The organism is Peribacillus sp. FSL K6-1552 (assembly GCF_038005205.1).
Taxonomy (GTDB): Bacteria; Bacillota; Bacilli; order Bacillales; family DSM-1321; genus Peribacillus; species Peribacillus butanolivorans.
The window spans coordinates 3014600-3027325 of record NZ_JBBOST010000001.1 but is presented as its reverse complement, the minus strand read 5'-3'; the positions used below and the strand labels follow the sequence as shown (position 1 = coordinate 3027325).

8 protein-coding genes and 1 pseudogene are annotated in these 12726 nt (G+C 37.8%); 6 read left to right on the top strand and 3 right to left on the bottom strand.

Annotated features, from left to right (window positions below):
- Positions 1-5 precede the first annotated feature (5 nt).
- Entirely contained in the window at positions 6-1724 is a 1719-nt protein-coding gene (gene cysI, locus NST21_RS14615; protein ID WP_340889803.1) for an assimilatory sulfite reductase (NADPH) hemoprotein subunit, read from the top strand.
- Positions 1725-2628: 904 nt separating this feature from the next.
- Here cysI and NST21_RS14610 read toward each other — a convergent pair.
- The 3 genes and pseudogenes from NST21_RS14610 to NST21_RS14600 form a co-directional block, all read right to left on the bottom strand.
- Positions 2629-3681, bottom strand: coding sequence for a two-component system sensor histidine kinase NtrB (locus tag NST21_RS14610; RefSeq protein ID WP_340889802.1), 1053 nt, complete (start codon positions 3679-3681; stop codon positions 2629-2631).
- Between the two features lie 458 nt (positions 3682-4139).
- Positions 4140-4353, bottom strand: a pseudogene (locus NST21_RS14605) (IS3 family transposase); the annotation flags it as partial.
- 147 nt (positions 4354-4500) lie between these two features.
- The gene (locus tag NST21_RS14600) at positions 4501-5409 is read right to left on the bottom strand and encodes a LysR family transcriptional regulator (protein WP_340889801.1); all 909 of its coding nucleotides are present in this window, start codon (positions 5407-5409) and stop codon (positions 4501-4503) included.
- Between the two features lie 167 nt (positions 5410-5576).
- Here NST21_RS14600 and NST21_RS14595 point away from each other — a divergent pair, with 167 nt between their 5' ends.
- The 5 genes from NST21_RS14595 to NST21_RS14575 all read left to right on the top strand — a co-directional run bounded on the left by NST21_RS14595 (position 5577) and on the right by NST21_RS14575 (position 11297).
- Positions 5577-6752 (top strand): acyl-CoA dehydrogenase family protein, encoded by a 1176-nt coding sequence (locus NST21_RS14595; RefSeq protein WP_340889800.1) that lies wholly within the window; start codon positions 5577-5579, stop codon positions 6750-6752.
- A 112-nt stretch (positions 6753-6864) separates the two neighbouring features.
- Complete coding sequence (locus tag NST21_RS14590; RefSeq protein WP_340889798.1) at positions 6865-8442, top strand: class I adenylate-forming enzyme family protein; 1578 nt, start codon at positions 6865-6867, stop codon at positions 8440-8442.
- 186 nt (positions 8443-8628) lie between these two features.
- Positions 8629-9864, top strand: coding sequence for an MFS transporter (locus NST21_RS14585; RefSeq protein WP_340889797.1), 1236 nt, complete (start codon positions 8629-8631; stop codon positions 9862-9864).
- Between the two features lie 19 nt (positions 9865-9883).
- Positions 9884-11068 carry a serine hydrolase domain-containing protein gene (locus NST21_RS14580; protein WP_340889795.1) on the top strand — a complete coding sequence of 395 codons (1185 nt, stop codon included), beginning with the start codon at positions 9884-9886 and terminating at the stop codon, positions 11066-11068.
- Between the two features lie 115 nt (positions 11069-11183).
- Positions 11184-11297, top strand: a complete 114-nt coding sequence (locus tag NST21_RS14575; RefSeq protein WP_340889794.1) for a DUF202 domain-containing protein — start codon at positions 11184-11186, stop codon at positions 11295-11297.
- Positions 11298-12726 lie beyond the last annotated feature (1429 nt).

Genomic DNA, 12726 nt, shown 5'->3' with positions numbered 1-12726 from the left:
TCAATATGGTGAACCAACTATTAAAAGCACCAGAAGGCCCGCCTAGTGATGTTGAACAAATAAAAGATAAAAGCAATTATTTGCGTGGTACATTGGGTGAAGTAATGCTGGATCGGATCAGCGCCGGTATTCCAGATGATGACAATCGATTAATGAAACATCACGGCAGCTATCTGCAGGATGACCGGGATCTCCGCAATGAGCGTCAAAAGCAAAAACTTGAACCTGCGTATCAGTTCATGCTGCGTGTCCGTATGCCAGGTGGCGTAGCATTGCCTGCTCAATGGCTTGTCATGGACGAACTGGCCCAAAAATACGGCAATGATACCTTAAAATTGACAACACGTCAGACGTTTCAAATGCATGGCATTTTAAAATGGAACATGAAAAAAACGATTCAGGAAATCCACGCGTCTATGTTGGATACAATTGCGGCATGCGGTGATGTAAACCGGAACGTCATGTGCAACTCGAATCCATTTCAATCGGAAATCCACTCCGAAGTATATGATTGGTCAACAAAATTGAGTGATTACTTATTGCCACGCACCAGAGCGTATCACGAAATTTGGCTGGATGAAGAAAAAGTGGTTGGCACGGCAGAAATGGAAGAAGTCGAACCAATGTACGGAAAGCTTTATTTACCGCGGAAATTTAAAATTGGTATCGCCGTTCCGCCATCGAATGATATTGATGTCTTTTCACAGGATCTTGGATTCATTGCGATTGTTGAAGATAACAAGCTTGTCGGTTTTAATGTGGCGATAGGCGGTGGCATGGGCATGTCGCACGGCGATAAAGAAACCTATCCGCAGCTTGCCAAAGTAATTGGCTTCTGTATGCCGGACCAAATTCTTGATGTAGCAGAAAAAGTCATTACGATACAGCGTGATTACGGAAACCGTTCCCTCCGCAAAAATGCACGATTCAAGTACACAGTTGACCGACTTGGGCTAGAGACGGTCAAGGCTGAACTGGAAAACCGTCTAGGCTGGAGCTTGGAGGAGGCGAAGAAGTATCATTTTGACAATAACGGTGACCGCTATGGTTGGGTAAAAGGCATTCAAGGAAAATGGCATTTTACTTTGTTTGTAGAAGGAGGCCGTATTGCGGATATTGATGATTACAAGTTAATGACCGGTATACGCGAGATAGCCAAAATCCATACCGGTGATTTCCGTCTGACTGCAAATCAAAACCTGATCATTGCCAATGTATCAAGCCAGGAAAAGGAAAAAATCAGCGAACTGATCGTACAATACGGTTTGACGGATGGCGGTCATTATACAGCCCTCCGCCGCAGCTCAATGGCGTGCGTATCCCTTCCAACATGCGGGTTGGCGATGGCGGAAGCAGAACGTTATTTGCCGGTTTTATTGGATAAGATCGAGACCATTGTCGATGAAAATGGTCTAAGGAATGAAGAAATTACGATTCGCATGACTGGTTGCCCGAACGGATGTGCCCGCCATGCACTCGGAGAAATTGGCTTTATCGGCAAAGCTCCCGGTAAATACAACATGTATCTCGGTGCAGCTTTTGACGGTAGCCGGTTAAGCAAAATGTATCGTGAAAACATCGGTGAAGAAGAAATTTTGAGAGAGCTGCGTGTGCTTCTTTCCCGCTACGCGAAAGAACGGCAGGAAGAAGAGCACTTCGGTGACTTCGCTGTCCGCGCAGGCATCATCAAAGCAGTGACAGACGGCACAAATTTTCATGATTGATGAAGATGCATCAGAGACAGGAATGCGTTCCTGTCTCTTTTTTATTTGGTCCTGTCTGAAATCATTGCATAGATATTACTATTCGATATAGGAATAAAACACGGGGTAACTTACCATTATCAAGAGTGGCAATGACATTTTTATTATCATCTGTACAGAAGGGAACGGATAGACTTCTCCTCACCCTTTTTCCGGGGCATGTCTTTTCATCACAGATTCCCTCCTCAACGATATCTTGAATGCTGTTTTGATGCAGTTCAATAGTAGTAGGAAATAAACGAAGGGCTGTTAAAAAGAAATAAGACCAGTTATAAAGTAACAAGTAAGGAATAGAAAAACCACGAGTTTAGAAAACTTTGAGAAAGTACCAGGACATCTATTTAAGAAGTGTCAGACGTGAAAACTGATGCCACTAAAATTATTTAAACAAAATATCGTATTGCAACATTAACCTCGATAGAATATATAAATAATCCTTTAACCTTAAATATCTTAATATCGTATTTTTTTTATTTAAGTCACGCGATAAAGCATACGAGGGAATTAGGTCATTTTATAGACTTTTTAGAAATAGAGGAGGTACCAGGACAGATGCCCTTGATTATTTTAGAATCTATAGGGCATTATTATTCCCCCGTCGACAAATACTGCGACATAAAGGGGGCGGAAAAAATGATAATTCGATCGATAGTAAAGTTTTTTCAATGATTGCTGGGTTTGGTAAATCTGTATTTATTGATTACTTATTAGTGATTGCTTAAAAAATAAGAGGGCCGCCAATTGGCAGCCTTTTGAATGTACGATCATTTACAATTTCATACTAAGATAAACACCATATCAAGGTGATTATCTTTGGGATCTTTCTTTCACTGACAAACGTCATTAATGATTTAGAAGACATTTTTTATTTAACAGGAAGCTGAACATGAAAGGTAGTTCCTTTTCCAACTACACTTTTAACTGAGATATCTCCTCCATGTTTATGTATCGTTGTAAATACTTGAGTTAGGCCTAAACCTGTTCCTTCGCTTTTGGTGGAAAAGAACGGTGTTCCTAGCATCTTTAACTTATCTTTAGATATTCCTACTCCTGTATCACTAAGTTTTATATGAATCCTTCCACTTTTATAATAATGTTCAATTCTAATTTTTCCCTTACCCTGAGTCCCCTCAATTGCCTCAATTGCATTCTTCACCAGATTAAAAAAGGCTTTTAGAAATAAATTTCTCTTTCCAACTACTTTTCTCTCTGAATCCCTTAAATCCCATTCTATTTCCACGTTATAAAGTTTTTCTTGGAATAAAAACAAAAGAGCAGCTAACTCCTTACATAAATCAATGGGAACAAAAGGCTCCTCGTGTAAATCAGGTTTAGAAACGTGTAATAGATTTTGCAGAGTCTCTAATGCTTTTTCTAATTCTGCTTCCATCGTATTGATATAAGGATGAGGATGGGATTCTTTTAATAGCTGTAAAAATCCCTTTACTGAAGTAAGAGGATTTTTAACTTCATGAACAATCCCAGCAGCTATTTGACCGATTGATGCTAATTTTTCTCTGTCTTTCAAAAGAATTTCTGCTTTTTTACGATCTGTAATGTCTCGAATAATGACTTGAGTCAAGATCATCTCTTTCAAATAAAAAGGGGCAGCTGTTACTTCAATATCAATAATCTCTCCATTACTACAAATCATTTTTTGTTCCGCCAGTTCTAATATCTCTTGTTTTTCCAGCACCCTTTTTAATCGGTCATTACAACTAGCATGGTTATCTGGAGGGAGAAAAACGTACAAGTTTTTATACAATATGTCCTCAGGAGAAGCTAACTTTAGCAATTCCAAACAAGCTCTATTACAGTAAAGAATTTTTCCTGCCTGTCCAACAATCATAATTGAATTGAGGGAATACGAGATCAATTGATGGAAGTCAATGTCTGTTGAGTCAATTTGTAATTCCAAGTAAATCACTCCGTATTTAATCATTGCCATTAGTTTAACAGGAAACATCCTTAACTGGAATAAAAATTTTAACTTTAGCTCTTTTTAATTATTTATTTACCTATTTTTTACACGTTCGTTCAAGAACAGATCATCATTCCTCAACATCATTAATATGTGGAGAAGTTTAGATAAAATATATTGAATTTCTATAAAAAAGAGTATACAAAAAAAGCACTGCCTTATGAAAAGGGGTGCGAAGAGGTTAGGAAAGGGTTAAGAAATTTAAATGTACGACCCTTACTATTATCATACATTCAAATAAAATACCCTTCTTCAACTATCAGAACAGTTTAGTGCAATAAAACAAATCTTTTCAATCTTATTTTGATGCAAATAATCTTAACTATTATTAGGAGATAAAATGTTCAAATATATATTTTCACCTGAAATTCATGCCCTAATTCATAAACTACTTATGCTTTGTCTTGTTTGGTGATTGTTCCTTGTTTTGAACTTAGGCATTAAGCTTCTTAAAATAATAATGTATTCTCCATCCGTAAACGTTCTAATTCCGTTTGGGAGTGCTTCAATGGATCCTTCAGCTGGTACTTGTTTTTTCGATGTTTTTTGATTGTCATTTTTCATAAATTGACGCCCCTTTTTCTTTAATTGTAGGGTATCAAATCCTTCTGTTTCAGAGGGCAATTTTCCATATAATATAATTAATGCACTGTCAGTGATATATGTTATTAAATAATCATCAATAGTCCTTAGTAGTGTACTTTTCTTGAAACTTTCATTCAATTTCTAGGTAGGATTGCCGAGTAATGGTAAACCTCATTCTAATTTGGAGATATGTAATTTGAGGTATTTTAAAAACTCTCTGGCTGCTAAAGAAAAATGTTTTTTCTTTGACCGTACCCATCCGAAGGATCGGTGGTTGGATTCAAAGTTTATTAATGATATTGGGATAATTTCTCCACTTTTTACATAATGGTCATCTTTTAGTGCTATATCCATCAAAAAGCTTATCGCTAATCCTTCTGAAACCGCTTTTTTGATGACTTCGGTATTGTTAGAAGCAAATAAAATATTCATCGGTCCGTATCTATTCATAAATATAGAGATGGAATCTTTCCATATTACCCCATCATACATCACTACTGTTTCATTAATTAGCTCCTCAGGAGTTATATGATCACTGAATGCTAATGGAGAATGTTTGCTGACACACACCATGATTTTCCCTTCTAATAAGGATTCGAAAACCAGCTCTTCATGTGCATTCCAATCTATTTCATCAAGCATGGCTAATCCAATGTCAATCTTCCCTTGGGAAACATCTTCAATAATATTTGGTGACTTTTTTTCGGTCATGACAATACGGAAGTTAGGATAGTCCTTTTTAAAGTTTGCTAACGCTTTGAGTAAAATCGGCATGAAAAAGCTGGGGCTGGCCGATATATTTAATTCTCCGTTTATTAAGGATGTTTGCTCTTGCGCTTCTTCTTGTATTTCTTCAATCTTCACGACAATTTCATAGGCTTTTTTAATGATGTTTTTACCCTCTGTTGTCGGCTGGGCGCCTAACCGTGAACGTGTAAACAAATGTATGCTTAATTCCTGTTCTAAATTGGTAATCGCCTTACTAATGGTAGATTGTGAAACATGAAGATTTTGTGCAGCAATGGAAATAGAACGTGTTTTAGCTACTTCAACAATATATTTTAATTGTTCTAGATGCACAACATTCCCTCCTTTATATGAATTTGGTTCAAGTATATATGATATATAGCTATTTTACTTTATTGTCACCCATATATAAAATAAAATTATGAATATTAAAACTATTCAAATAACCATGAGAATAATTGAAATCACTTTTAAAAGTAGGGATTGGAAAGGAGGAAAGTATGCAGGAAACAGTACAAATCGAGAATACAGAACATTTAAGGGATAGGCTGCTTCATTTCATTCACAATGAGTTGTTACCGTTTGAAAGAGAACACGAAATTGACTCAGAAAAAGAGATTCCGATGGAACAGATCAAATGGGTAAGAAAGCGAGCGAAGGAGCTCGGGTTTTACGGCATCAGTCTTCCTAAGGAGGCAGGAGGGCAATCACTTAGCTTGAAAGGGCTATGTGGCTTAAAGGAGGAACTAGCAAAATCAGGGGCGGCTTTATGGGGGCATGTATTAGGTGAAATAGGCGGTCCTTTGCGCATTGGCCAGATGTTAAAAATTTTTACTCCGGATCAAATAACAAGGTATGTAATGCCGGTAATTAATGCAGAAGCGGGATGTTGTTTTGCATTGTCAGAACCCGGGGCGGGATCAGATGCCCATGCCATTCAAACGACTGCAGTACGCGAAGGTGATGACTACATTTTACATGGTAAAAAGCATTTTATTAGCGCTGCCCCTTATGCAGATTGGGCCATTGTGATGGCGAAAGAGATTGTGGAGGCAGATGGTGAAAGAGTTACTGCTTTTATTGTAGAGAAACAATCAGAGGGAAGGTCGGGTTTTGAATTAGGAAACATTCAAGTTCCAATTTCCGGTGAACGGAGCACGGCCGAGCTAATCTTTAATCAATGCCGAGTCCCATCTACCAATATTCTCGGTCAACCGGGCAAAGGGTTGATGCTGGGGCTCAGCAGAATAAATGAAAATCGGGCTTCTTGGGGGGCTACCTACCTTGGCGTTGCACAACGGCTATTAGACTTATCTATCGATCAAGCCAAAAAGCGGGTCCAGTTCGGTAGACCAATTGGAGATTTTCAAGCGATTCAACATATGCTAGCGGAGATGGCGACTGAAATATACGCCGCACGTTGCATGCTCTACGATGTCATCGAGAAGATTGATCATGGTGAAGAGGTGAGAGGAGCTTCATCCATGGTTAAACTGTATTCCTCTGAGGTTGCTAATCGAGTTGCCGACAAGGCTGTTCAAATCTTTGGCGGGCAAGGATTAATGAAAGGACACCCTGTCGAGAAAATGTACAGGGACGTACGGATGTTTAGAATTCTGACTGGTACATCTGAAATTCAGAAAAACATGATTGCCAAAGAACTGCTGAAGAAATAATGAAAAAAGGATTATTGTGTCAACTATACATTTGGAAAAATTCGGAGTTTCAAATTGAAAAGAACTATATTTTACACTAACTTTCGTATTTTACTAGGGAGAGGAATTTTTCATGGATACTTTAACCTATCAGGCTTTTCTGTTCAATAGTATGAACAAATTTGATTACCACCCGGCCCTTACTTGTGTAGATACAAATGAAACCATCACTTACAGGGAATTACGGGATAAGGTGGAGACGGCAGCGAACCAGTTAATTCGGCATGGCGTACAAATCGGAACCCATGTTGCGATACTGATCCCAAATAGTATTGAAAATGTTGTATATAATCTTGCTGTAAGTAGATGCGGGGCAACAGTCATCCCGTTAAATGATAAGCTGGGCGTTAGAGAAATCGAGTTTATCTTGAGAGATGCCGAGCCCCAAATGGTTATTATGGCAACCCAGAAACATGTAGAGTCTGTACTTGACTATCAAAAAGAGGCAGATAAAAACAGTGTAACGGTTATTGGTCTTACAGGCTTTGGTGTTGAATACCCAGAAGAATTCTATTCTGTTGATTTGGATGATAAAAAAGGCAGCTTGACATTCCCTGTTGCCTCATTGGATGATTTAGCAACCATATCGTACACCGGTGGTACAACAGGCACACCAAAAGGGGTGATGCATTCTCAACAAGGCTTTGGAGCCTCACTCATGGCTTCATGCATGGAATATCCATACGATGATCAAGACAAGGTACTGCTTTGTACACCGCTTATTCATGCTGCAGGTGTACTGCTGCAGCGGTCATTAGTATCCGGCTGCCATGTCTATATCATGAAGGCGTTTCATCCAGAAGTGTTTTTGCAGACCGTACAAGCAGCGCGGATTACAAGTACTTTTGTTGTTCCAACCATTATTTACCGCTTGATTGATGAGGCAAAGAAAAAAACCTACAACGTGAGCTCATTGCGTAACATGAATTATGGTTCATCCCCCATCTCTACAGAACGTCTAAAAGAAGCATTTACGATTTTCGGACCTATTCTAAGGCAGCAGTATGGAATGACAGAATGCAGTATTTTAATTGCCAGACTCACAAAAAGTGATCATCTCTGGGCGTACGAGAACAAACCAGAAGTGTTAAAGAGCTGCGGAAAACCGTGTATGCTAACCCAAATTCGCTTGATTGACGATAATGGATATGATGTAGAGCCACTGCATCCAGGGGAAATTGCTGTCAAAACCCCTTCTGTCTCTGTCGGTTATTACAAAAGACCCGATCTTACCGAAGCGGCATATCGTGATGGTTGGTTTTATACGGGAGATATCGGGAAACTGGATAAGCATGGTTTTCTTCATATTATCGAACGGAAAAAGGATATGATCATTTCTGGTGGTTTCAATGTATATCCCGCTGAAGTGGAGAGGCTTATCAATCAGCACCCTGCAGTTGCGATGAGCGCATGCATTGGCATACCACATAATGATTGGGGAGAAGCGGTCTGTATATTTGCGGTGCTTCGTGAGGGTGAAACCTGCTCTAAGGAAGAGTTAATGGAGTTCTGTAAAGAACGAACTTCTGTCTATATGCTTCCAAAAGAAATCTATTTTGAGACGTCATTACCTCTAACAATGGTAGGGAAGATAGACAAGAAAGAGCTGAAAAAACCTTTCTGGGAAGGGACAGAACGTCTGGTAAATTAGTAAGACATCAACAGGCAAAGGACATACCAAATATGTCCCTTGCCAAGACTTCTATCAGTATTTTTTTAAATAAGATATTTTACAAAAAAATGAAAGCCCTTCCATTTCGTGTTTTTGAAATTGGTTAAGTATAGTATTGATTACGGCTAACAGTGTTGATTCATACTGCGAAAGGGGGCGAATGGAATGCATGCGTATGCGACCAATAAAAAGCGTAAAACCATTATTATCATTTTACTATTTATCGGAATGACATTAAGTTACATTGATAAAGCGTCGATTAACGTAGCCATCATTCCAATTCAGAAAGAACTACAGCTTAACTCTTTAGAATCAGGTTTTGTATTAAGTATTTTCTTTTTCAGCTACGCCTTCATGCACCTATTGGGAGGATGGCTTACAGATAAGTACGGGTCACGAAAAGTGTTAGTCCTATCCATCTTAGCTTTTTCGCTTTTTACTACTTTTACGAGTTTTGCTTGGTCATTTGCATCACTACTTTTGTTTCGTTTCCTGTTTGGTATCGGGGAAGGCAGTGTTTTTCCTGCAAGTATACGATCGATTTCCGATAACTTTCCCGAAAATGAAAGAGGGAGAGCAAGTTCATTCTTTCTATCTGCACAAACGTTCGGTGGTGCGATAGGTTCCGTTACGATAGGGGTTTTGGTGGTTTCCCTTGGATGGAGATCGATGTTTGTCAGCATTGGGATTATAGGTGTTTTAGTCGCATGGGCATTTTGGGTCTATCTAAAATCTCCGGCAGATGCACAAATCAATCACGAAAAGCAGAATCAAAAGAAGGTTTCTTATAAAAAGGTATTTAAAACAAATAATTTTTGGAAGCTCTTCTTTACTAAGTTTTTTTCCAATATCGTGAATTGGGGTATGATTTCCTGGATGCCATCTTATTTGGTAAATAAAGGGTTAGATCTGTTGTCAGTAAGTGCCTTGATGTCCATTCCATATCTTGCTTCTTTTCTTATGTTTAATGTGAATGGCTGGATTTTAGATAAATATATGAGCGGAAGAGAAAAATATCTGGCAGTAGCAGGATCCATATCTTCTGGTGTCTTTCTTTATATGATGTTTAATGCAACGTCCGTTACCCTTGGGATTGTTTATATGACCTTTAATGCAATTTCCATCGCGTTTATCGGAACATCCCTTTACACGATGGTCATTAAATACTCACCAAAGGAGTTAACTGGATCTGTGACAGGGCTTGTCAGTTTTGGCGGGCAAATTGCCGGAGGGATTTCTCCCGTTGTCATTGGATTTGTTCTTACTCTTTTCAAGGGTTCATACAATGCTGCTTCCTGGTTTTTAATCACTGCTGCATTGGCAGGGGCCATTGCATCAATAACGATTAAAAATAAAGTCAAAGAAACAAAAGAAGACGTGCTTATAGAGCATTCTTTTTAATGAATAGGAGGGATTTGTCATGCAGTCCATTACAAAGAATGATATGAAGGTTTTTCCGCCAAATTCAGAGGATATCGTGACGAAGGATAATTGGTTTACTACTCAAAAAAGTTTGCAAGGGTATTGTCATAACGGGGAACTAAGTTCCAACCGTATTATCTGGAGAGGAAACCATAGTCCCACCCCATTATCATATGCTAAAGATTCATTAGATTTAGCAAAGATAAACGTTACCAATGCTGAAAGTGTTTTATCGTATCTTGAGCGAACGAACACAGATGCTTTTTTAGTGATGCATAAAGGAGAAGTTTTATACGAGAACTATTTTAATGGATATAAATCATATCAGCCGCATGCATTGAACTCCGCGACAAAATCATTTGTCGGCTTGATTGTTAGTTTGCTTTCTGATGAAGGAGTATTGGATTTAAATAAAAAAGCTTCCTTCTACGTTCCAGAGTTAGAAGGAACAGGACTTGGTGAGGGAACTATTCAGCAATTGTTAGATATGCAAGTTCCTGTGAAATATATGGAAGCTGTCACGCCAATGGGGATAGGCCGGGGGACACCGATTTTCATTGCATCCGGTTCAATGCCAAAACCAGATAACTATAATGGGCCGGAAAACCTATACGAATTTATGATATCGAGTAAAAAAGATAAACTACCTGGTACTGTATTTAAGTATGAAAACGGACAAACAGAAACATTGGGATGGATTGTCAAACGTTTGACAGGGAAAAACTTAGCAGAATTAATACAAGAATTCATCTGGTCTAAATTGGGGGTAGAAGAAAACGCCTTGATGCACTTGGATCAAATCGGTACGGATATAGCCAGTGGCGGTATGCGGGCTACATTGCGTGATTTGGCAAGATTTGGCGAAATGATGCGAAATAATGGTTACTACATTGGCCAACAAATCATTCCGGAACATATGATTAGGGATATTCAAAAAGGTGGGAATCAAAAATATCTTGCGGAAAGTAGCCATCATTATCTTTTAGGATTTTCTTATTATAATAAATGGTGGATTAGCCATGATCGATACGGAGGGTATTCAGCTCGAGGGAAGTTTGATCAGCAAATACACATTGCCCCAAAAGCCGATACAGTGATTGTTAAATTATCTTCCTATCATTCTCCTAATTCAGTGGGAATAGACGCATTTCAAGCGATACTAGATTATTTAGTAAAGCAATAACATCAAGCCGGGAGTATTTGTTGTTTTAAAAGCACTAAAAAAGCTACTTCACAGAATACGAGACTATCAAGAAAAGGAAAGCGGAATGGTAACCATTTATGGAAGCATTAAATAAATGGAAGAAGGGGCAGGCGATAGTGTAAAATTTGCACAGCAGCATTTAGCGAATGAAAGAACGTATTTAGCTTGGATACGGACTAGTGTATCTAATGTCGGAGTAGGGTTTTGACCAGGTCTTTGCATTTTACGATTAAAATTAACTCGAATCATAATATTAATAACGTAGCGATATTCCTCGGCATCTTTGCCCGTATCGTTGGTTTTGTAATAGGAGTACTGGCTACTCTTCAATATTCAAGGAAAAGGAAAGAAATCCAGGATGGTATAGTTAATCCTTCTAATCGTTGTATTTTCTTTATTCCTTCCCTGTATTCCATCTTAATCTTCATTATTTTTATGTATCTTTCTTGTTATTTATATAGGTTAATAACAAAATGGGTTATTTTAAAAAAAACGTGTCTTAACGAAATTAAATTTTGCAGAAATAAAAGTGATAAGAAATAAAGTGGTAAAGAATTATATGTAAAAATCCCCCACTAAGTAAATTATATAGAACTTCAAATAATATAAGCAATTCGTTAAATATAAGGGATATTATAGACAAAACATTATTAAGTCCATTATTTGAGAGATCTTATGGGGATAGGTATTTATAATATAAGCTTTGTAAATACGATGTTTAAAAATAACCAAAATAAAAACCAAATTTTGTATAAATCTGGGGGTAGAATATATTTTACCTCTTTTATCTTGGTCGTCTAATGGGCGGTCATGCGAACGGACAGATTTACCCTGAGTTTATTTTCTATTGTATTATCTTTTAAAGAAAGAGGGGTTTTATGAAAAGACAGTTGCAAAAGTCGATGGAAAAACACTAAAATTGATTGAGTTATACACCTTAGATGACTTATCTGTATTTGCTGTCGCTAAATTTCTTAAGGTATCAGATGAGCAAGTGGTGTTTGCTAAAGTTTCTCCAATAGTGATGTATAAAAGCAAAGTCACATTACATTAGATGTGAAAATAAAGACATGCTTTTAGGTTTTCTTAAGTTTGCACAAAAAATAACTTTGTTATTAAAGTCGTACTTTTTGAAGATGATAATGTGCAGGGGTTTATCAACAACCTTGAAGAAGATGTGCTTGTAATATCAAGTCTGAACGACTTCGGAGAACCAGATGGTGAGTCATACTTTAAGATAGAAGTTGTAACGGATATTTCGTGTGATAAAAAAGAGGGGAATGCTGGGGAATTTAGCCTCTAATATTACAAAATAAACGTTATAACCATACCTTTGCCTGGAGACCACTGATAATAAAGTGTTTAATTTTAAAGCGTTAAACGACAATTAATTCTAGCATACTGCAACAGGAATATAATGATCTCCCCAGTGACTAATCCTTTCTCTATACAAAGTGTAATAATATTGATCGATGATCTCTTGAAATACATTACTTTCCTTAAACCTTCTGCGTCGGTTTTTTGCTAAAAGTCAAGTGGTCAGGTATACGATTCAGATAGATCTAGTCCCAGAAACCAACGATTAACAATATTTAAAATCACTTCCTGTTCAAGGTCACATTCAAACTGAACATTTA